Below are 20,325 nucleotides of genomic sequence, written 5' to 3'. Positions count from 1 at the left end.
TGGTGGCGACATTGTATCCTTGATGTCGCTAACCTGACACAGCCAATGGTTTTGGCGCGATTTCTGACCTTGATCTGGTCGTAGGCCGGACAATCCGTGTAGGCTCCGGCTGATTGTGACGCCTAGCGCACGGGCGACCGGCTGGATCGGAGAGGACGTATGCAGATCGACGCCCCCGCCGCCATCCAGGGCGAGACCCTGGCGGAATTCCTTCGCCGTCGGCGCGGGCTCGCGACGGTACCGGCACCGCCGCGCGCCAGCGGCGGCGCGGCGGAAGCGATCTGGCGGGGCGGGACGGTCTCGGCGATCGACCTCGCGGATGCGGTCGCGGCCTTTCACGGGGTCCCACGGGCCGACCGTCACGCGATCGCCGGACTTCCCCATGCCCTCGACACATTGTCCCGCGACTTCCTACGCGAGGCCTACCTGTATCCGGTCATGCGCGACGGGCACCCGCTGCTGGTGACCGCGGACCCCGGCCATCTCGAACCGATCCGCGCGGTCGCCCTCGCGCTTGGCGGGGCGGTGCCGTTGGCGGTGCTCTCGTTCGAAGAAATCGAGGAGCTGTTCGAGCGTAGTCGCCCCGCCGACGCGCCACGCGACGAGGTCGAGAGCGAGACCGGGTCCGACTACGCCCTCTCCGACGACATCGAGACGCTGCAGGATCTCGCCCGCGGCGCCCCGATCGTGCGCGTCATCGACGGGCTGTTAGAGCGTGCGATCCAGGCGGGCGCCACCGACATCCACATCGAGACCGGACGCGAGGAACTGAAGGTCCGGTTCCGCGTAGACGGTCACTTGCGGGCGCAGCAGACGATGCCGCGTCACATGGCAGCCGCGGTAATCTCGCGGGTGAAGATTCTCGCCGGCCTCGACATCGCCGAACGCCGCCTGCCGCAGGACGGGCGCACCAACGTCAGGATCGGCAACACCGAGGCGGATCTGCGCGTCGCGATCATGCCGACACTTTACGGCGAGACGGCAGTGCTCCGTATTTTGCTGAAGGACACGCGGCTACTCGACTTCAAGCGCGTTGGCCTGTCCGACCGCGACCGCGACGCGGTGGTCAGGCTGCTCGCCGAGCCACACGGCATCATTATTGTTACCGGCCCCACCGGCAGCGGCAAGACTACGACGCTCGCCACCGCGATCTCTCTGCTGAACGATCCCGCGCGCAAGATCGTCACCGTCGAGGACCCGGTGGAGTACCAACTCCCCGGAATCCACCAGACCCAGATCAAGCCGGCAATCGGTCTAACCTTCGCCACCGCACTGCGATCGTTCCTTCGCCACGACCCAGATGTGATCATGGTCGGCGAGATGCGGGACCGCGAAACCGCGGCGATCGGCATCCAGGCCGCTCTCACCGGGCACCTTGTGCTGACGACATTGCATACCAACAGCGCGGTCGACGCGGTGGTGCGCCTCGTCGATATGGGGGTCGAGCCGTATCTCATCGCGTCGAGCCTGCGCGGGGTGATAGGCCAGCGGCTGGTTCGTCGCTTGTGCGAGCGCTGCCGGGTTCCAGATCCAAAGGGCCTCGAGGTCGCTCGCGACCTCCGCGCGCGCCGTGGCGGCCCCGAGGCGACGGGCCACAACTTTCACGCAGCGACCGGCTGTGCCCATTGCAACGAGAGCGGCTTCCGCGGACGCATCGGGGTGTTCGAGGCACTCGCTGTCGGCGACGACTTGCGTGACCTCATCCGCGGCCAGCCCGATCCCCGCATCCTGCTCCAGGCGGCGCGTGCGGTCGGCATGACTACGATGCTTGACGATGGGATCGAGAAGGCGAGCCTTGGACTCACCTCACTCGACGAGGTTATGCGGATTTCGGGATGACGCTCTCTACCGGAATGATGCCGGCCACGATCCGGCCCGCAGCGACCGCGATGCAGACGATCGGCGCAGCGCTGCTCGACTCCTTTGTTGCGACCCTCCGGCCACTCGTTGCCCGCTTCTCGACGGGCGTGAGCCACGTCGTCTTGATCGCGCCGGATGGACTCTTGCTCCACAGCCTGCGGAAAGATTGTCTTGGCCCGCCGCTGCATCTGGCCGACGACGTGCGCGCACCGGAGGCGTTCCACGTGGGTGCGGTGCAGTTGAGACTGCCACCGGAGGTGTTCCTGACGCGCTCGCTGCGCCTTCCCGATGCCGGGCGAAGTTATCTCCAGCCGATCATCGCGCACCGCTTGGAACGTCTGACGCCATGGCGGGCGGACCACGTTCTCTATGCCTACAGCGTCGTCGACGGCGTCTCCGAGGATGGCACGATCGGTGTCGATCTGCTCGCGACCTCCGTCGATCTCGTGGCGCCGTTCCTGGCGCGCCTCGCAGGTGCGGGGCTCACGGCAACGGCGCTGGGCAGTGCCGCGGAACCGCTCGACGCGCCGCTACGCTTCGACCTCTATAAGGGGCGTACGCAGGCTTCCGACGGCCGCCTTCGGGCGCGTATCGGCCGCGGCTTCGCAGTCCTGCTCGGCGGGCTCGCGACCGCGTGCCTGTTCTCAGCGATCGTGGCGGCTTCGGCCACGTCGGACGCAGAGGATGTCCAGCAGAGGCTGACTGCGCTACGCACGAAGCTCGCGCTGCGCGGCGGGCCTGGCACATCACGCGAACGCGCCCTGTTAGAGGGCAAGCGCGCCGATACCGCGACGATCGTGCTTATCGATAAGCTGAGCCGCGCCTTGCCCGACGACACGGTACTGCGCGAACTCGACATCGATCCGACCCGGATTCGCCTCGTAGGCCGCTCTGTCGATGCGCCGGCGCTGATCGCACGCCTCGAAGTGGATGCCGGCTTGAAGAACCCGCGTTTCGCCGCGCCGGTGATCCGCGATGCTGACAGGCGGGACGCCTTCGATCTGGTAGCGACCCGCAGCGATGCGCCGGGCACGGCACGATGACGCTCGCGGAAGCCCGTGACACTCGCTGGTTCGGGCCGCTTGCTGTCGCGCTGTGCGTTGGCATACCGCTACTGTTGCTCGCAATCACGATCACCAATCTCACGCGCTGGTTGGAGGCCGGTGCCGAGGTGAATAGCGCAGCCGGCCATCTCGCTCAGGTCGAGGCGAGGATCCGGGCGGAGGCCGGTCGTCCGGTGCCGACGCGCGGTGACCTCTCGGCCCTTTATCTGACAGCTGAAACGGGGAGCCTCGCCCGCGCAGAACTCCAGCAGCGTCTCGCCGGCCTCGTCGAACGCGCTGGCGGCCGGCTGATTGAGGTTCGCGGCGACGAAGCACCCGACGCGGCGGCTCAGCGCAGCATACAGCTTCGCCTTAGTCTCGACATCGGCAACGAAGGATTCTTCGATTTGCTAAAGGCAGTCGAGACCGGCCTGCCGCTGCTTACGGTCGAGGCCGTGAACATCCGCCCTGTGTCGGGGCGTAGCGCGGGGGGCGAGGAAGCCAATCCGACCCTGCGCGTCGCACTCGCGATCCGCGGCTACCGCCGCGAGAGCACGCAATGATCTGCCCGTATCGTCATGCCCGACGCCGTGGCGCCGCCGCCGGTGCCGTTCTGGTTCTCGTCCTTCTCGAATCGGCGATCGTGCCGACGTCGGCTCAAGTCGCTGACGACCGCCCGCCACCAGGCCCAGCGCAGAACCTGAACCCGCTGAGCACGCTCGATCCCGCGACGCTCGATGCCTTTAGGGGACGGCCGCTCTTCGCACCATCGCGCCGACCGCCACCACCGCGACAGGTTATTACCGCTCCACCGGCGCCCGTGGCGGTCGAAGCTCCGCCGCCGGATCTGCGCCTCGTCGGCGTCGTCGCGGGTGTGGACAAAGCTGTAGCGATCCTGCGCCGTCCAACAGGAGGTTCTTCGCTCAGCCTTAAACTCGGGGACTCGGTGGAAACATGGCGTGTCCAGGCCATCGGCCCCGACCGCGTAACGCTTCGCGATGGGACGCGCGAGACCACCTATCGGCTCTTTAGCGTAGGTACATCGAGCCCTCCGGGTGCACGTCCCGGCAGTCCTCTGCCTATCGGCATTCCGCTAGGGCGATGAGCCATCTTGGTGCCCGGGGGACCTAAATGGGGTACCGCTGGCCTTTATCGGAGAAGGATTGCCCCGCGATTTTTACCGACAGCGGGCATGAGTCCCGCCCGACTATATAGAACTCAACCGTGATTGGCTTTCTAAAGCATCGCCACACCTTCACGCCACGCGGCAATCTCACGATGTGATCCTGCTGAGGGGATGGCTGATGGCCTGCCCGCATTTCCTCGACGTCGTGTCGTCCACGCCGGGCATGGTCGGGCATGCGATCCTCGCGAAAGTTCCGGCGAGCTGGTGTATTTGATCGCGCGCGTCGCTCTCGATGTCGGCGCCGGTTCTACCTGCGGTCGATACGACGACCGAACCCGTGATCCGGCCCGCCTCGCTGATGAGCGTGAAGTTGAACCTGCCCATGCGGCTGCGCCGCACGACGTAGTGGACCTTCGACATCGCCCGCCTCCGGCAAAATGTTTCCGAAGGAGCCTACGGTGCGAGATGTGCTCAAGTTTCAAGGAAGCGTCTCGACTCGGGCCAGCGATCCGAGTGGTCGGTCGCATGTACCGCAGATCGGGACCGACGATCGTCCGCGCACGCGCTAGCAGAAGCCGAGCCGACCGAGATAGCGATGACGATAGGCCCGCGCCGGTCGCCGATTGATCAGCCTCTTTCACGACTGAACTCGGTGACCCACGTTTCGCGTCGTCGGAGAACGATGCCTTGCCCTCCGACGACGATACCTGTGCGGCGACTAGCGCAGGGTTCCGTTGAGGCCGCCGGGGAAGAAGCCGCCCGGGCTCTGGGTGGTGTTGAGGTAGACGATGTTCAGAACCTGGCCGGGGGTGCGGGCGAACACAAGGCCTTGGGCGTTGGTCGGAACGAGGTTCGCATCCGAGAACTGGAAGCCTGGGGTCGCAGACTGGGTTCCGCTAATGCCCTGGTCGAGGTCGGTATTGCCGTCGAGCGAGTCGCGAGCGTTTGAGATCGCGTCCGCCTGATTAATCAGGCCCTTAGCGTACAGCGTAGTGCGGATGATGCCAGCGTGATAGGCCTCGACCGCGAGGATGCTGGCAGCAGCGCTTAGATAGGTCTTGTTCTGGATCGCGCCGGCAGCGCCGTTATAAGCAGTGACTCCAACATCCTCGAAGATGAAGGAGGCGAGAAGGAAGTTCGTGTCATTGGCGTAGGCGTCGAACCGGTCGTTTGCGCCGATCAGGCCCGCCGCGCGGGCGGCGGCGGTGAAGGCGAAGTCGATGTCGAGGCGAGGACGGCTGACGGCGGCGCTGCCCAGTGCAGCGCGCAGGAAGCGGACGTGGGCCTCCTCGTCGGCGGCGATCTCGAAAGCGTACTTGCGGACGTTCGGATCGGTGAACGGCACGGCACGGCCACCGCCGTTGACGGCGCCGATGGCACCGACGCCCTGCAGGTCGGCGGCCTTCAGGCCGGCCCCGTTAACGGCGTTGAGGTAGAATTCCGCCTCGAGATACTCGAGGTTAAGTGCGAAGTTCAGGATGTCCGCGTCGGTGACGTTCGGCGGCAGTGCTTGAGCCTGGGACTGGGTCGTGGCGTTGCCGAGGATGGCGGCGCCAGCGATGCCGAGGCCGAGCGTCTGGAGGAAGGCGCGACGACCTTTTTCGAGATTGACGACGCGAGTGCCGGGCTCGAGGCCCGCAAGCTCGCTCTCTGCAGTGTTCTGCCTGTCGATCATGGTCCGTTTTCTCCCAACGTGTCGCACGCCTGAAATCGCGGCGTCGACGGCGAAGTTAGCGGTAACGCGATTCGCCACAATGACGGGTTTACTAAAAGTGGCTTAACTGTGTAGCATTTTCTTTGACTGTGTCTAATCAGGCACGCAATAGCAAGAAAGCTGTTGTAGGGCGCTCGTCCCGGTGGGCACGGACAGAAATGAAGGGTACGTTAACGAAAGGCCGAGATCGGAAAAATTTCCCATGTCTTTGACGCGGCTATCCTTTGCTCTGGTTTGTTGCGCGGGACTTCTCGGCTCCGTCGCCCTCGCCCGTGATATCGCCCCCCCGCGTGCCAGCCTTACAGGCCCCGAAACAGAGGTGGATCTGACGGCGCGTCCGCTGCGCCGGACCGTTGCAGGCAAGCCGTCGCGGGATGCGGTCGTTGCGCCTGATCGTGGCGAGGGGCGGACCTACAATTTCAGCCCTGAGGATGTCGAGGCGACGGCGGGGCTTGGCTCCGACGCGGTGGAGATCGGGACCCAGCCCGGCGAGGCCGGCAGCTACCGTCTCAACTTCGAGCGGGCTGAAGTGAAGGATGTGGTCCACGCCATTCTGAACGATACGCTCGGCCTCAACTACACGATGGCTTCCGACGTCGCTGGCCAGATTACAATCTCCTCGCCCCGGCCGATGACGCGCGTAGAGCTGCTCTCCGCGCTGGAGACGGTGCTGTCAGGCCAGGGCTACACTATGACCCGCAACGCGGCCGGCTACCGCATTACCTCGGCCGCCACTAGCATCGGAAACGTCAGCTTCGGCAACGCGCAGGTGCCGGGCTACGGCGTCTCGGTGGTTCCGTTGCGCTACGTCTCGGCCGCGGTGATGTCGAAGCTCGTTTCGGGTTTCGTTACCGAGGCAGACGGCCTGCGTTTCGATACCGGGCGCAACACCATCATCGTGAAGGGACCCGGCCCGCGTCGCCAGGAAGCGGTGAGCGCGATCCTGGCCTTTGATGCGGACTGGATGCGAGGGCAGTCGGTGAGCCTGTTCGAGCTACGCCGTGCCCGGCCGGAGGCGGTCGTCGCCGACCTGACGCAGCTGTTTGACACTGGCGAAAACGGGGCGAGTTCGGGCCTGATCCAGTTCAAACCGATCACGCGCCTGCGCGCTGTGATGGCGATGTCGAAGAACCCGTCCCTGATCCGCCGGGCCGAAACCTTCGTGCGCAAGCTCGACGGCACGGTCGAGGCCGCCGAGGAGACGGTGTTCATCTACAAGGCGCGTTACCGCGACGCAAAGGAACTGGCGCGCGTCATCAACGGTCTCTTCGGGACCGGAAACTCGAACATGAACACCAACACCCCGACTCAGGGCGCCGGGCTCGGGGGCCTCAACGGGGGCGGACAGGGGCAGGGCCGGAATTTTGCCGGTAGCAATCAGGGCGGTGGCCTGAACGGCGGTAATTCCGGCTCTAGTTATGGCAGCCTCGGCCAGGGCAATTCCGCCAACCAGGGCGGCGGCCAGCAGAACACCGGCGCCGACCTCCTCCGGGCGCGGTTCGCCTCAGCCTACGGCGACTCGGTGCAAAGCAACGGCATGGCCGATGGCGGCCCAACGGCGCTCGGCGGCGGCAGCGACAGCCTCGACCTGACCCGGCGCGGCAACGGAGCGCGGCGCGTCTCGATCAGCGCGGACCCATCGAACAATTCGGTCATCACCTATGCCGACGGCGAGACCTACCGAAAGATCAACGCAGCGCTCCGTCAGCTCGACGCGACCCCGGCGCAGGTTGCCGTTAACGTAACCATCGCCGAGGTGACGCTCACCGACCAGCTCAAGTACGGCGTGCAGTACTTTCTCGACTCTAAGAACATCGGGCTGGGCAAGGGCAAGGGATCGATTGGCCTGCTGAGCGCGGCCGCGGCGACGGCCGGCGGCGCCACCAACGCGCTTACGGCGGGGGCCGGCGGCGGCTTCAATTTCCTTGTCGGCGGTTATTCCGGCCCGGACGTGGTGCTCTCGGCGCTCGACGGCTTCACCGACGTCAAGATCCTGTCCTCGCCCTCCCTCGTCGTCATTGAGAACCAGCCTGCCTCGCTCCAGGTTGGCGATTCCGTGCCGATCACCACGACGCAGGCACAGGGGATCACCGTGCCCGGCGCTCCGCTCGTCAGCCAGGTCGAGTTCCGCGACACCGGCATCATCCTCAACGTTGTCCCCCGCATCGGCCAGAACGATGCCGTGACCATGCAGATCGAGCAGGAGATCTCGGCGGTGGTTGGCGCTTCAAACACCCTAACGCCGACGATCTCGAAACGCCGCGTCGCGAGCACGATCTCGGTGGCTAACGGACAGACCGTGCTGCTCGCCGGCCTGATCAGCGAAAAGCGGCAGACCTCCCGCGACGGTATCCCGTTCATCGATCGTATCCCGAACGTCGGTGATCTGTTCAGCTCCGTCGACAACGGCGCCCAGCGCACCGAACTCGTGGTGTTTATCCGACCCGTCGTGGTGCGATCGGGTCGCGATGCACAGCGGGTCGCGGAGGATTACCGTGGCAAGCTGCTCGATGCAGGCGCTCGACGCGGTGCTGCGCTGCCTGCCCGCCGCCCGGTCTACAAGCCCTGACCCACCGCGCATGTTCGTCAGACGCGTCGAAACGACCGATTTCGCCGGGCTTGTGATCGCTGTTGCCGTCGCTGGCGCGGCGTTCGCGACCTGGGTCGGTCCGGGGGCCATCGCGACGGGAGTCGTCGCGCTCGCTCTGGCCATAATCGGCTTGCGGATCGTCTGGCAGGATCTAGCGGATTTCACGATTCCTGACGCCGCGACTCTGGCTCTCGGACTGATCGGCCTCACGGCACGGATCGGCGACGGCGCCTATCTGGGCGAGACTCCAGTTGTGAGTATCGGCTTGGCGGTTCTCGACGCCGCGATCTGCGGCGGCGTCCTGCTCGGGTTGCGGGAGGGCTATTACCGTCTCCGCGGCCATGACGGCATCGGTCTTGGCGACGTGAAGCTCGCGGCTGCCGGCGGCGTCCTGCTCGGCACCGTTGGGCTCTCCTGGGCGGTCCTCGGCGCGAGCCTGACCAGCCTCGCCGTGGTCGGCGCGGGCCGCATGCTACCCGCTCTGGCGCGCGCGGTTCCAGTGACCGACCGGATTGCCTTCGGCGCCGTCCTCGCCCCCGCGCTTTGGGCGACGTGGCTCGTCGGACAGATCCTACCCGGCGTGCTGGGGCACCCGTAGATGTCAACCTTCGCCTACATGGCCCTCGATTCGGCGGGCAAAATCCTGAAGGGGACGATGGAGGCCCAGGCGAGCGGCGAGGTCTTCGCCCATCTCGACCGGATCGGCTGCACCCCGATCTCGGTCAAGACGGAAGCCCGCGGGACGCGGCCGGCCGGGCGCTCGCTGCGGGACTGGTTGACGCCTGACCCGCGCCCCGAGGACATCACCGGCCTGACGCTAGATCTAGCGATGCTACTCAAGGGTGGCGTCGCGCTCACCGAGGCGCTTCAGATCCTCTCCCAAATGGAGAGCCGGAGCTGGCTCGTGCGGGTGCTGCGCGACCTTCATGCCGCGCTTAGCCACGGCAAAAGCCTGTCGGAGGCGATCTCCGCGCACCCGAAGCTCTTCCCTCCGATCTACGTGAAGATGGTTGAGGTCGCCGAGACCTCCGGGCGACTGGAGGAGGCATTGAGCGGGCTCGCCGCCGAGCGCCAACGGGGCGAGCGCCTCCGAAAGCGCTTCATCTCGGCGATCTCCTACCCCTGCTTTCTGGTGGTCGCGGCGGTGGGCGTGCTGTTCTTCATCCTGATCTACCTGATCCCGAAGTTCGAGGTCGCGCTGCAGGGCTTCCGCGACAAGATCGATCCATCGGCGCTGGTGGTGTTCGAGATGTCGGGCTTTCTCAACCGCAACCTTGACGTCGTGGTGCTGTCGATGGCTGGCCTCCTAGGGGGCACCATCTTACTTAACCGGATCGGCAGCGAGCGCGGGCTGTGGCTCGCCCTGCTCGCACGCCTGCCGTTCAGCCGGGCGGTGCTGGCCAACGAACTCACCGTCACCTTCTGCCGGACGCTGGCGATCTTAGTGCGCAACCGCGTCGATATCTCCACCGCGCTCCGCCTGATCCGTGGCGTCGTGCGCTTGCCCGGTGCTGGCTCCGAGATCGACCGGGTCGTCGCAGACGTGCGCCAGGGCCAGCGCCTCTCCGAAACCTTGTCGCGCGGAAAACTTTTCCCCCGGCACGTGGTGCAGATGCTGCGCGTCGGTGAGGAATCCGGCGATCTCGCCGACAGTGCCAGCCGCGTCGCGGTGTTCTACGAGGCCAAGCTCGACGCGGCTCTGGGTCGTGTCATAGCGGTGGTGGGGCCGGCGGTGATGGTTCTGGTAAGTCTTCTGATCGCGTGGCTCATCATCTCGGTTATGACCGCGCTCATGAGCATCAACGACCTGCTGGTCTGAGGTTTCGTCCCGATGATGGCTTCCGTGCGTTTCCGCTTCGATCAATCCGTGCGTCCCCGGCGCGATGCGCAGGGTGGCTTCACCCTCGTCGAGTTGCTCGTCGTGCTGGTGATCCTCGGCCTCGTCATGGGCCTCGCGGGTCCGCGAGTGCTCGGCTACCTGTCGAGCTCGCGCGACAAGGCGGCCAAGCTTCAGATCGAGTCCTTCGCCTCAGCGCTCGACCTGTTCTACCTCGACAACGGCCGTTACCCGTCGACGAGCGAGGGCCTGCAATCATTAGTGCAGCGCCCGCCCGCCGCGGAGAACTGGAGCGGTCCCTACCTCAAGCAGGGCAGCGTTCCGGCCGACCCTTGGGGACATCCCTACGAGTACCGGACGCCAGGCAAGACCGCCCCCTACGCCATCCTCTCGCTCGGCGCCGACGGCGTGAAGGGCGGCAACGGCGTGATCGGCAAGGAATGACGGCCGGGGTTCGAAGCGACTCGCGCAAGCGCGGGGTGTCGGCGGGCTTTACGCTAATCGAGGCGCTCGCGGCCTTTGCGATCGTAGCTGTCCTGAGCCTCGTGGTGCAGCGGGGCGTGGTGCAGTCGCGCGCCGGGCTCGTGGCGGTAGAGGACAGGCTCGCCGCCGAGCGCGTCGCCCGCTCGCTCCTGGCCGAACCTTTGCGCGTATCGGACATCGGCAGGGGCGGACGCACCGGAACCCTGGACGGCTACCGCTACACCATCCTCCTCGCGGCACTGGAGCTTCCTCTACCCGAGGCCGAGCGGGACGCGGAAGGCGGCTGCCAGCAATCGGCCGGCTCCTGCGATCCGGCAAGCCCCGCCCCGCGCATCCGCTGGACGCCCATGCGCCAGGACATTGAGGTTTTGACCCGCCGCGGAACGGCCGTAACGGTCGAGACGATCCGCCTTGGGCAGACGGCATCGGCCGATGGCGGGGGGCGGTAGCATGATCGCTACCGAGACAGGCCCGTGGCCTTCGCGATCCGACCGGAACCGTCGGGTTTCCGAACCTCCGGACTCACGACGCGAGGCAGACTGAAAGTGATCCGTATGATGGGCCTCGAGATCTTCCTGAAGCGCTTCTCGAAAGCCGCGCGACCGATCCCGAATCCGATCCCTCCTGAACCGGAGGCTGCCTCTATCGCGTCTGCACCGGCCCCGATGGAACCGGCGCCCGCCGCAGACGGCGCGGTCTCGGGCGAGCCGGTCGCACCAGGCGAGACCACCTGGCGGCAAGTGCTCGACCCCGACTGGGAGGCACGACGCCAAGTGCTCGACTGGAAGGGCCTACCGCCGGTTCACGACTATGTAGCCCGCCTGATGACCGGCCGCTCCACCGCCGAGCGCGGTCTATGGCTCGACTGGACCCTCGACCGCCACCTCGCGCCGCTGCGCGAGCGGCTCGGCCGCAACCTCAGCCTCGCCTCGTTCGGCTGCGGCCCGGGCGGGATCGAGGAGGCAATCCTGCGCCAGGGACACTGGCCTCTGTCGAAGATCACGCTCTACGAGTATGACGCGGCCCTGCTCGCGGACGCTCGGCGAAAGATCGAGCAGTTTCCGCTCGAATCCGAGTTTTTAGCCTTCGATTTCAACCATCCGCCTCCGATCGACCGCAGCTTCGACGTGGTCTTTTTCTGCCACTCCCTGCACCATTGCGCCGACCTCGAACGGTTCCTGCCCTTCCTCAACCGGATCGTCTCGCCGGACGGGCTGATCCTCGGTCTCGATTACTTCGGGCCGCCGCGCCTTCAGATGGATCGGGATGCCCGCCGGCTCGCCGACGAGATCTTCGGCTACCTGCCCGCGCACTTGCGGCGGAACCTGAAAGAGGAGCAGGAGGACCGGATCGATGCCCGCTTGACGCTGCCGACCATCCCGGCGGTAGCCAGTTACGATCCAAGCGAGGCGCCCCGCAGCGCCGACCTGCGCTCGATGCTGTTTGCCGCCTTCGACGTGGTCGAGGTGCTGCCGATGGGGGGCACGCTGCTGCGCAACCTGCTCGCCGACCGCGCCGGAAATTTCCGCAGCGAGAGTGACATGGCGATCCTCGACTTGACGATGATGATCGAGCGGATAGCGATCGAGACCCGGCTCGTGGCGTCTGATGACCTCTACTTCGTGGTCAAACCGACCAACCGGATCTGACCCTTGCCCCTTCGGAGCCGGTCAGCGCTCCCAAGCGGTGACGTAGTACGGTGCGTCGCGGATCGGAGCACGGGCCAGGGTAACGGCGACGCTGCGGTTGGCGGCCGCCACGGTGGTGACCATGACGCGGACGCGGAAGGCCGTGCCGCGTGTCGTGGTGATTAACGGCTGCTGCTTCGGCAGCAAAAGCTTGAGTCGATCGTCGATCGTCGCACGCGGCGCAGCACGCAAAGCCACCACCTGCGCGACGAGGCTCGGACTCATCTCGGGCAGCGCCATCAGAACCGTCGCGGAGGCTTCCAGCACGTTCACGCGGCCCTGGACGTTGTCGACGGTGAGCAGGGGCGCGAGGGCGGCCACATCGTCGTCCGTGACGTCGGCCAACCAGCGGAGTTCCCCCACGGTACGGAAGCCGTCTTTGCCCCGGCCGACGGGCTTGGCCGCGAGGTTGATCTTGGCCGGATCGGCGTTCGCCGGCGGCTTGTCCTCGTAGCGGTCGCGCCATTGCACGACGCGGGCGGCGAATATCTCAGGCTTTAAGCCGGTTAGCCCAACGGCGCGATACGCGCCTGCCAGCAGCATGGGATCAGACCAGTTCAGGTCGATCCGGCCAGATTCGTCGACTGCGGACAGGGTGATGGTGCCGCCGTCGACGGCGATCCGCTGGTCGCGGATCCGCGCCGCCGGGAGTTTCAATGCGAACAGTTCGTGGGCCGCGAGGTCGATGCCGGAGCGGACCATCGCTTCGAGTCTGAGGTCGTCGGCGGTACCGCGCACGCCATTGATGGCTGAGCGCACCATCAGCGCCGTCCCGCCGGCAAGGCTCAGGAGTAGGGCCATGATGCCGAGCACCGCCACGAGGATGAAGCCGTCCTGCCGGCTGCGCATCTCAGCGCCCAACCGCAGCGGCCATGCCGGGCGTCGGCACGCCGGGCTGGCCTTGGGCCTCAAGCGAGCGCGGATCGATGCGGCTGCAGAACGCCTTTCGCGGTGCGGCGCAGCCCGGCTCTGCCTCAATTCGTAGCGGGACGCGAAGGCTCGACAGGATTTCCCCGCTTGCGGGATCGGTGAAGGCGACGCGCACGGCGATCGGCAGCGTTTCGGCCGCGGGCCAGACGTCGACCAAGAGTTCGGGAGTGCCTTCGCCGGGCGCCACCACATAGGCGAAGCGGACTGAGGCCGTGCCAGCGTAGACCGTGTGCGCGGGCGCGAAATCGAGTGCGGCCTCGTCGCGATCGAGGGGCGAAAGCGGCGCCTCGGCGCGAAGCACGGTGCTGCCGTCCTTTGTCTCGGTCCCCTGCAGCAGGATCGCGAGGCTCCGGGGCGTGCGGTCCGTGTCAGTTCGGTCTAGGGAGAACAGCATCCGGTCGGGCAGGCCCGCGAACACGAAGTTCCGCTGGCCCGGCCCGGCCCAACGCGCGCGCGCGATCGACCCGATGTCGCGGGCGAGCGCGGCCAGAGCGTGGCTGGCGACGTCTAAGCGTTCGGTGCGCTCCGCCGTCCGGTCAGCCTGCCGCGACATTAGCCCGAGCAGTGACCCGACCGCGACGAGGATGATTGCACCGATCGCCATCGTCGCCAGCGCCTCCAGAAGGAGGAAGCCAGCCGAACGCGGCCGCGCGGGCGGGACGCGGAGACGTCGCGCGGTGTGTGTTGCGCGGGCGTCCCCCTCACTCGTCAAGACGTGCGCCCCGGTCAATCACGATCGCTGCGGTCTGCGGATCGACCCGGACCGACAGGATGCCGGACCGGTCGGCCCGCATCAGAAAAATCTCTCCGCCCGACGCCCGCCCGTCCGGCAGGAAGCGGATGCCGTCGAGCCCCGCGCCGGAGATGCGCAGGAACAGGTTGGTTGGGATGGCGACTACCCCATTCTCGGCGCTGGACAGCACGCGGCCGCCCGCGAGATCGACGACGCTTGTCACCGGGCGCCCGCTGCGGACGGCTTCATCGCGGTCGGCCCTAAGAATCGCCGCGATCTCGAACCCCTTAACCCGCAAGCTCGTCGCGCTCCCCGAGAACGACACACGCGGCAAGGCAAGTGCAGCGATCAGGCTGATGATCGCCAGGACCAGCGTCATCTCGATCAGGGTGAAACCCGCATGGTTCGCGCGGTGGGAGGCGTCGGCCGGTTTCATGCGGTGTTTTCAGAATCCTGGCCCTACGGCGGAACTCCAGCCGCAGGAAGTCTGCCCCACGGGGAAGCACTTGCATCGGAGCGCGTCGAATTCGAGGCGTCGCGTGAGGTGCTCAGATCCAATGTTCGGCAATATCGCGGTCCAAGTCGAGGGCGATCGTGTCCGCCAGCACGGCCAGAGGATCCGCGCCGGGCATGAGTACCGCCGTCCGGTGCACAGTGCCTGCGCGCCAGCTTTCTGCATGGCGCATAATCAGCCGGTACAACCCTGGCAGGTCCGCCGCGATCTCAAGGGGATAGGCACGATGAGCCGCGATCTCTGATGCGACCACCGGCAGCCCCATGGCAAGCGCGAGCGCAATGCCGCACGCGACGCCCTGCCGGCGTTGCGGGGTCAGATAGAGGTCGCTGGCCGCCAACAGGTCGAAGAGGTCGGCATCGCCAAGGGACGCGAACGTCACGAGGTCGGTAGGCTCGTCGGGACAGGCGACGGGACCACGGCTGGCCGCGACGAAAAGAGGTCGAACTTTAAGTGCCGAATCGGTGAACGGATATTCGGTGGCAAGTGCGACGAAGTCTTCAATGCCATCGTCCCGCGCGTCTCCTGCCTCCATGCCGAAGAGATTGATCACGACGAAGCGCCCGGTGAAACCGAATTTTTCGCGGAGAGCCGGGCGTCGCACAGCCCAGGCCTCGGACCATGCCGCACCCGCCGGGCGGTCATGGGCAAGCAGCACCGTCTCCTGGCCGAACAGGGCGTCCCGTGCGGACGGCGACGTCGAGAAGACGCGGCGCGCCAGCGCGGCGTGGTAGCGCTTGTCGAGGATTGCGTCCGCCCGCGCGTCGCGATCGGGCCCCGATCCCGGCGGCGCGTCGCCGTGATCGACGCAGTAGACGAGCGGCCGCCGCCCAAGATGCTGCGTCACCGCAAAGAACGGCGCGGTGTGGGCGATGACCGCATCGACGCCTTCGCGCGTCGCGAAGACCGCCGCCTCCACGGGATCCGCGAGTCGGACCTGACGGCGATCCGGGCCGGCGGTCACGTCCTCCCGGTCGGGGCCGCCGAGGATGACCTCGAAGCCCCGCGCGGTGAGAAACGCCGCCTGATCCGCCACCCACTGGCCGATGCCGCCTCCGGCGCTCAGCAGTAGAACCCTGCGAACGCCGGAGGGCGGACGCCGCCACGGGAGAACCACACGCGGCGGAACGGCGAGGCCCCCGATCCTCTCCCGCGACAGATTCGGATTGTAGAACGGATCGTCCCGGATCACCGCCGCGTGTCGCCGCCGCACGCGGATCGCCTCGCGGACGTTGCGGCCTTGATCCGCCCGGGTCGTGGAGGCGCCGCGCGAGAGCGATTCGTGATGCAGCAGCAGCGGCTCTGCGACGTAGAGGTTGCGGTATCCCGCAGCATGGGCGGCGCAGCAGAGGTCCACGTCGTTGTAATCGATCCGCAGCAGCGGGTCGAAGCCGCCGATCTCCGCGAAGACCGAACGCCGGACCGCGAGGCAGGCCCCGGTGACGGCGCTCATCTCACGGGTCGCATCGAGGGCGCGCGCAGTCGCCTCCGGCAGATCGACGAGGGCATGCGCGCCGACGCCGGCGATGCCGAGGACTACGCCGCCATGCTGCACCGTCTCGCTTGGATAGAGCAACCGCGCGCCGACGGCGCCCGCCTCCGGCCGGGCGGCGTGGACGGCGAGCTGGCGCAGCCAATCCGGCTGCCGGACGGTGGTGTCGTTGTTGAGGAAAACGAGGATGTCTTCGTCCGCGCCCGCGGCGCCGGCGTTGCAGATCTCGGAGAAGTTGAACGGGCCGGGCGAGGCGACGACGCGCACCCGCGCATCCGACGTGACCTCCGCGAAGTATCGCGCCGTCTCATCCTCCGACGAACCGTTGTCCACGACAACGATGCAATAACGCTCGGACGGGTAGTCGGTGCGTGTAAGGACGCTGTCGATGCAGGCCCGTAGTAGGGCGCTCCGGTCCCGCGTCGGGATGACGATTCGGACGGTAGGCAGCGGCTCCGGCGGGTCGTCAGATGCCTCGGCCGCGTTCCACGACGGATCGGGAACGGGCTGGTTCGTGCGCGATGGCGGCACCGCCTCGTCCACGGCTCGGTGGTAGAGGATCAACGGGATGCGGATCACCCGCGCGGGGTCGAGCCCGAGCAGCAGGTCCGCCCAGGCCCGGTCGGGATCCCCGAGGCGGCCCGATGCACCCGCCAGCATCTCACGGGTCGGCGGGGCGATGCGCAGGGCGATCACCGGGCCGGCATAGGGCACCTGCCGCATGAGCACGGGCGACATGGCGGGCGCGAACACCGGCGCATGCCGCGCCCCGATCCCGTCGATTCGGTCGTGATCGCTGTAGGCGCCGAGCGCCGCCCCGTGGCCGAGCGCGGCCGCGAACGCGTGACAGGCGTGCGGCCGCAGCCGGCTCCCCCCGCTGGCGAGCAACACGATGTCCCCGTCCGCCAGCCCTGCCAGCGCCTCGGCGATAGTATCGACGCAGGCGATCCGCCGCTCGGCGGCGACCTGGGCGACGATCTTCTTCCAGAAGGCGCTGTCCACGTCCGGGCCGCGCAGCAGCATGGCGCGCCAAGAGGAACCGGCCTGACCTGCGAGGGCGCTCACGAATGCGCCGGGGTCGTCCCGGCCGACGACAATGATGCAATGCACGGTCGACGGCACCGGTTCGGCGGCGATCCGCTCCAGATCCGCCACTTCGAGATCGTCGTGGACGGCGAGCCAGCGCTCGTAGCGCGAGACGCCCGTCGGCCGATGGCCGCGGCGGAATCCCAGCCGAAGGTAATGGACGAGCGGGATCGGAAAGGTTTCGTGGTAGCGAGGATACGTGAGCGCGTAATGCTCGGCATCGAAGGCCGGGCCGGGGTCCCGCAGTTCGGCCGCGCCGTATTCGAGGTAGTGGGCCAGCGCATCCCATCCGCCCCTGGCGACGTCCGGGTAGGTGTCGCGGTACCACGCTTCGTCGAACAGCCCGCTGGTGCGGATCAAGTAGATCTGCGACGCGTCGTCGTCCCGCAGCCAGACCGGGCATCCGTTCGCGGCCTCGCCTGCCTCGATCGCGTGCAGGAAAGGCGGCAGCGGACCCGTACCGGCCGCGGGGACGGCGTCGAGGTAGCGGCGCGTGTCGAAGTTTGGCCCGGGATCGCGATGCTCGTGCAGGCCGTATTCGCAGAAATGCGCCAGGGGGCCCGGCCCAAAGCCCGCGAGTTCTGGATAGGTCGCAAGATACCATTCGGCGTCGAACAGGCCGGAATCCTGAACGCGTCGGGTATGATCCGCGATGACCGGATCGACGCGCGGACGACGTTTGCTGCGAAAGAACTTCATCGCGTCCTGTTCCGCCCACCCTCTGTCGCCGATCCGGAAGCACCCTCGACGCAGCAAAGACAACGTGCCGAAGCATCGCGCACCGGGATCGGACCTGCTTCCCGCCGTTCACGCGCCGACGGCGTGGCGGCCAGTTCGGGGAACGGGGATGCGCCCGAACGAAGGTTTGCCGCCGCGCGCGCGGTCAGTTGAGATCGAACACCCACCCCTCACCCTCGGCGCGAAACCCAGAATCGGCGAAGACGTCGGCACAGGGTGCGTTCCTGTCCGTCGCGAGAAAGCACGCCGAGACCCGGGTCGAACCGTCCCGCTTCAGCCCGTCGACGATGCTCGCCAGCATCCGCCGCTCGATGTCGAGCCCGACGACGCGGCAACTCATGACGAGCTGTTCTATCGCAGCGCCGCGCACGAGGACGGCGCCGACGAGGCCGTAATCGGTGAAACGGTCGGCAACCGAGAAGGCATGGATCACCGCGCCCTCCTGAAGGGCCGCCTGCATCGCCTCCGAAGTCCACCGGTGGCCGGTGGTGTTGAACTGATTGGTCTTGTTGATCAGTTCGAGAGTGCGGGGAAAGCGGCCATGCCCGATCGTCGTGATGACGTCCGACGCGACCCGGATGTCGAGATCGTCCAGAAACTCGGTGCGCGAGACCGTCTTGCGGGTCTTCTCGCGCACCACCTGCGCCCGAATCATCTCGGTCCTCCTTCCGGATTCGTCCGAGATGAACGGCACCTGCGTTTCGGCCGACCACAGAAGCGTCCGGCGGATGCCGTAGAGGTCGGCCCCAAGCGTCCGGATCCCCGGAAACGCCGCCTCGATGGCGGCCCGCTCGACCGGGTTGTCATCGATGAACACGGTGCTCAACGGCAGGACGTTGACCTGTTGTAGGATCGCGGCGACGCTCTCGACCTTCTGATTCCAGCCAATCATCACCACCGCGAAATCGGCGAGTTCCAGGCGGTCGCCGAGTTGAGAATCCCAGGCGGCGCGGATCGTCGCGTCGTCATTCTTGCTCGCGATGGCGAGCACGATCCCCCTCGCCTTAAGGACGTTCAGTGCCTCGGCGAGGCCGAACGGCCAGCCCTCGTTGGTCTTCGCCTCGCCCGACTCCTCGGCGAGCACGCCGCGCCAGAGCGTGTCGTCCAAATCGACGATCACCAGCTTGACGGCATCGATCTGCCGCAGCGTCCGGACCATCGCCTCGATCTCAGCGTGGACCGCATCGAAGAACGCGTCGATCCGCAGATCGCTCTGCCGGCTGACCGGCGGCGGCGGGTGAAGGCGGCCGCGATCGTGGGCGGCATCGAAGTCGCTCAACGTCGAATTGTGATTCAGCATCCAGAGATGCTCGTCTTGAACGTGGATGCGTCCGATCGTAGCGGAGATGGCGTCGAAGTCGAGGATGTAACCGTTCGCATAGCTAGCGACGAGATCGGCAAGACTCTCGTTAAGGCGATCGATGAAATAAGTGAAGTTCCGTAAGTCGTTGCGCGGTAACAGGCGCCCGAGCACGTCCTGTTGCGGGCGGAAGTAGTTGACGATGAGGCTCGCAATTCCGGTCTCCCGGTTCCAGCGCATCGCCGCGTCGAGGGCGAGGCTCAGGCGCTGCACGGCCTGATCGAAAACGAGCCGGTAATCCTCGGTGCGATGATACTTGAGCTTGGCAAAATGCGCGTCCGCCAGCAGGGTGCGCAGCGGGATCTGGACGATCTGCACGTCGTAGGCGGCGATCGGCTGCGGCGGGGTGTCGGGCAGTCGTCCGATGTTGTTGAACAGGACGAAGTCGCCGGGCGTCGCCCCGCTGTCGTTCGAATGGGAGACCAGATCTTCGACGAGGCAGGAGCCGATCACCAGGATCCGCCTCAAGCCGGTCGGGGTCGCCCGCAGGCCGGTTGGGATCCGAAACTCCTTCGGGTCTCGGGAACTCCGTGAATCTACAACGGGATCGGCCGATATGTCCCCATTGCGCGACGGGGCGCTAGAAATCCGCCCGAAATTTGATCTCCGCGGCGACAAGAACCTCCAGAGCGACGTCATACGGTTTCCTGCTGGGCCGACGTAAATTTCGCCCGTGCCGTCTCCTTAATCGTGTCGATCGCGCAGGGGTATCCCGGTATCTAGAGGGCAACATGGGCGGCGCCTTCATCGTGCGCGCTGGTGCGTCGATGCCGTCTTCTTATCCTGAAAGGCGTCCATCGCGTCGCAACGCGCTACTACAAGCTCACTTGCAAGAACGTCTTGGTTGTCGTCGTCGCCTTCTGGTGCTGATCGAGCCGTGCCTCGAGTATGTTTCCGGGCTACTCCGAAACGGACGGGTAGGGTTCTAAGAGCGCCTAACAGAACCGCCTGATTTGGTTGAGGGTGATGAGACTGGCGGCGAGGTTGGTGAAGGCCTCGTAGATGTCGGCGCGACGCTCGTAGCGTACGGGCAGGCGTCGGAAACGGTTGAACCAGGCATGGGTGCGCTCGACTACCCAACGGTGACGCCCAAGCTTCTCGCTGCTGTCGATCCCGCGCCGAGCGATGCGA

Annotated in this window: 17 protein-coding genes; 9 read left to right on the top strand and 8 right to left on the bottom strand. The window is 66.6% G+C overall.

Going from position 1 to position 20,325, the window contains the following annotated elements; genetic code table 11:
* Positions 1–159 precede the first annotated feature (159 nt).
* The 3 genes from FV223_RS02460 to gspM are packed head-to-tail and all read left to right on the top strand — an operon-like array spanning position 160 to position 3,466.
* A complete protein-coding gene (locus tag FV223_RS02460) occupies positions 160–1,839 on the top strand; it encodes an ATPase, T2SS/T4P/T4SS family (RefSeq protein WP_147725310.1) in 1,680 nt (559 codons plus the stop codon).
* Positions 1,836–2,903, top strand: coding sequence for a PilN domain-containing protein (locus FV223_RS02455; protein WP_147725309.1), 1,068 nt, complete (start codon positions 1,836–1,838; stop codon positions 2,901–2,903). Before FV223_RS02460 ends, FV223_RS02455 begins: the two co-directional genes overlap by 4 nt.
* On the top strand, positions 2,900–3,466 hold the full coding sequence (gene gspM, locus FV223_RS02450; protein WP_147725308.1) for a type II secretion system protein GspM: 567 nt from the start codon (positions 2,900–2,902) through the stop codon (positions 3,464–3,466). Before FV223_RS02455 ends, gspM begins: the two co-directional genes overlap by 4 nt.
* Positions 3,467–4,176: 710 nt before the next feature.
* Here gspM and FV223_RS02445 read toward each other — a convergent pair.
* Both FV223_RS02445 and FV223_RS02440 read right to left on the bottom strand, forming a co-directional pair.
* Positions 4,177–4,449, bottom strand: a complete 273-nt coding sequence (locus FV223_RS02445) for a hypothetical protein (protein WP_147725307.1) — start codon at positions 4,447–4,449, stop codon at positions 4,177–4,179.
* 298 nt (positions 4,450–4,747) lie between these two features.
* On the bottom strand, positions 4,748–5,704 hold the full coding sequence (locus tag FV223_RS02440; protein WP_147725306.1) for a ferritin-like domain-containing protein: 957 nt from the start codon (positions 5,702–5,704) through the stop codon (positions 4,748–4,750).
* Between the two features lie 358 nt (positions 5,705–6,062).
* Here FV223_RS02440 and gspD point away from each other — a divergent pair, with 358 nt between their 5' ends.
* The 6 genes from gspD to FV223_RS02410 are packed head-to-tail and all read left to right on the top strand — an operon-like array spanning position 6,063 to position 12,302.
* Positions 6,063–8,312 carry a type II secretion system secretin GspD gene (gene gspD, locus FV223_RS02435; RefSeq protein ID WP_246687860.1) on the top strand — a complete coding sequence of 750 codons (2,250 nt, stop codon included), beginning with the start codon at positions 6,063–6,065 and terminating at the stop codon, positions 8,310–8,312.
* Entirely contained in the window at positions 8,254–8,931 is a 678-nt protein-coding gene (locus FV223_RS02430; RefSeq protein WP_187276031.1) for an A24 family peptidase, read from the top strand. The genes gspD and FV223_RS02430 overlap by 59 nt, the downstream gene beginning before the upstream one ends.
* Positions 8,932–10,152, top strand: coding sequence for a type II secretion system F family protein (locus FV223_RS02425; RefSeq protein WP_147725303.1), 1,221 nt, complete (start codon positions 8,932–8,934; stop codon positions 10,150–10,152).
* A gap of 12 nt (positions 10,153–10,164) precedes the next feature.
* On the top strand, positions 10,165–10,614 hold the full coding sequence (gspG, locus tag FV223_RS02420; RefSeq protein WP_147725302.1) for a type II secretion system major pseudopilin GspG: 450 nt from the start codon (positions 10,165–10,167) through the stop codon (positions 10,612–10,614).
* The gene (locus tag FV223_RS02415) at positions 10,611–11,102 is read left to right on the top strand and encodes a prepilin-type N-terminal cleavage/methylation domain-containing protein (RefSeq protein WP_147725301.1); all 492 of its coding nucleotides are present in this window, start codon (positions 10,611–10,613) and stop codon (positions 11,100–11,102) included. The genes gspG and FV223_RS02415 overlap by 4 nt, the downstream gene beginning before the upstream one ends.
* Before the next feature lie 24 nt (positions 11,103–11,126).
* Positions 11,127–12,302 carry a class I SAM-dependent methyltransferase gene (locus FV223_RS02410; RefSeq protein WP_147725300.1) on the top strand — a complete coding sequence of 392 codons (1,176 nt, stop codon included), beginning with the start codon at positions 11,127–11,129 and terminating at the stop codon, positions 12,300–12,302.
* Positions 12,303–12,323: 21 nt separating this feature from the next.
* On the opposite strand, the gene FV223_RS02405 is transcribed toward FV223_RS02410, so the two are convergent.
* The 6 genes from FV223_RS02405 to FV223_RS02380 form a co-directional block, all read right to left on the bottom strand.
* On the bottom strand, positions 12,324–13,190 hold the full coding sequence (locus FV223_RS02405; protein WP_147725299.1) for a type II secretion system protein GspK: 867 nt from the start codon (positions 13,188–13,190) through the stop codon (positions 12,324–12,326).
* Between the two features lies 1 nt (position 13,191).
* Positions 13,192–14,001, bottom strand: coding sequence for a prepilin-type cleavage/methylation domain-containing protein (locus FV223_RS02400; protein WP_147725298.1), 810 nt, complete (start codon positions 13,999–14,001; stop codon positions 13,192–13,194).
* The gene (locus FV223_RS02395; RefSeq protein WP_147725297.1) at positions 13,973–14,440 is read right to left on the bottom strand and encodes a GspH/FimT family pseudopilin; all 468 of its coding nucleotides are present in this window, start codon (positions 14,438–14,440) and stop codon (positions 13,973–13,975) included. The genes FV223_RS02400 and FV223_RS02395 overlap by 29 nt, the downstream gene beginning before the upstream one ends.
* 112 nt (positions 14,441–14,552) lie before the next feature.
* Complete coding sequence (locus tag FV223_RS02390) at positions 14,553–17,795, bottom strand: glycosyltransferase (protein ID WP_147725296.1); 3,243 nt, start codon at positions 17,793–17,795, stop codon at positions 14,553–14,555.
* A gap of 184 nt (positions 17,796–17,979) precedes the next feature.
* Entirely contained in the window at positions 17,980–19,512 is a 1,533-nt protein-coding gene (locus tag FV223_RS02385) for an HAD-IIIC family phosphatase (protein WP_187276030.1), read from the bottom strand.
* Between the two features lie 617 nt (positions 19,513–20,129).
* The coding region (locus FV223_RS02380; protein ID WP_147725294.1) for a transposase at positions 20,130–20,325 on the bottom strand (196 nt) is incomplete at its 5' end.

This window comes from Methylobacterium sp. WL116 (assembly GCF_008039455.1).
GTDB lineage: Bacteria > Pseudomonadota > Alphaproteobacteria > Rhizobiales > Beijerinckiaceae > Methylobacterium.
Note: the sequence above shows the minus strand (reverse complement) of the source record. Positions and strands in the feature narration are given on the sequence as shown.

Coding starts and splice junctions, on each gene's coding strand:
- FV223_RS02425 (WP_147725303.1), top strand. CDS start 8,932: ATGTCAACCTTCGCCTACATGGCCCTCGATTCGGCGGGCAAAATCCTG.
- FV223_RS02430 (WP_187276031.1), top strand. CDS start 8,254: ATGCAGGCGCTCGACGCGGTGCTGCGCTGCCTGCCCGCCGCCCGGTCT.
- gspG (WP_147725302.1), top strand. CDS start 10,165: ATGATGGCTTCCGTGCGTTTCCGCTTCGATCAATCCGTGCGTCCCCGG.
- FV223_RS02415 (WP_147725301.1), top strand. CDS start 10,611: ATGACGGCCGGGGTTCGAAGCGACTCGCGCAAGCGCGGGGTGTCGGCG.
- FV223_RS02440 (WP_147725306.1), bottom strand. CDS start 5,704: ATGATCGACAGGCAGAACACTGCAGAGAGCGAGCTTGCGGGCCTCGAG.
- FV223_RS02395 (WP_147725297.1), bottom strand. CDS start 14,440: ATGAAACCGGCCGACGCCTCCCACCGCGCGAACCATGCGGGTTTCACC.
- FV223_RS02445 (WP_147725307.1), bottom strand. CDS start 4,449: ATGTCGAAGGTCCACTACGTCGTGCGGCGCAGCCGCATGGGCAGGTTC.
- FV223_RS02455 (WP_147725309.1), top strand. CDS start 1,836: ATGACGCTCTCTACCGGAATGATGCCGGCCACGATCCGGCCCGCAGCG.
- FV223_RS02460 (WP_147725310.1), top strand. CDS start 160: ATGCAGATCGACGCCCCCGCCGCCATCCAGGGCGAGACCCTGGCGGAA.
- gspM (WP_147725308.1), top strand. CDS start 2,900: ATGACGCTCGCGGAAGCCCGTGACACTCGCTGGTTCGGGCCGCTTGCT.
- FV223_RS02405 (WP_147725299.1), bottom strand. CDS start 13,190: ATGCGCAGCCGGCAGGACGGCTTCATCCTCGTGGCGGTGCTCGGCATC.
- FV223_RS02390 (WP_147725296.1), bottom strand. CDS start 17,795: ATGAAGTTCTTTCGCAGCAAACGTCGTCCGCGCGTCGATCCGGTCATC.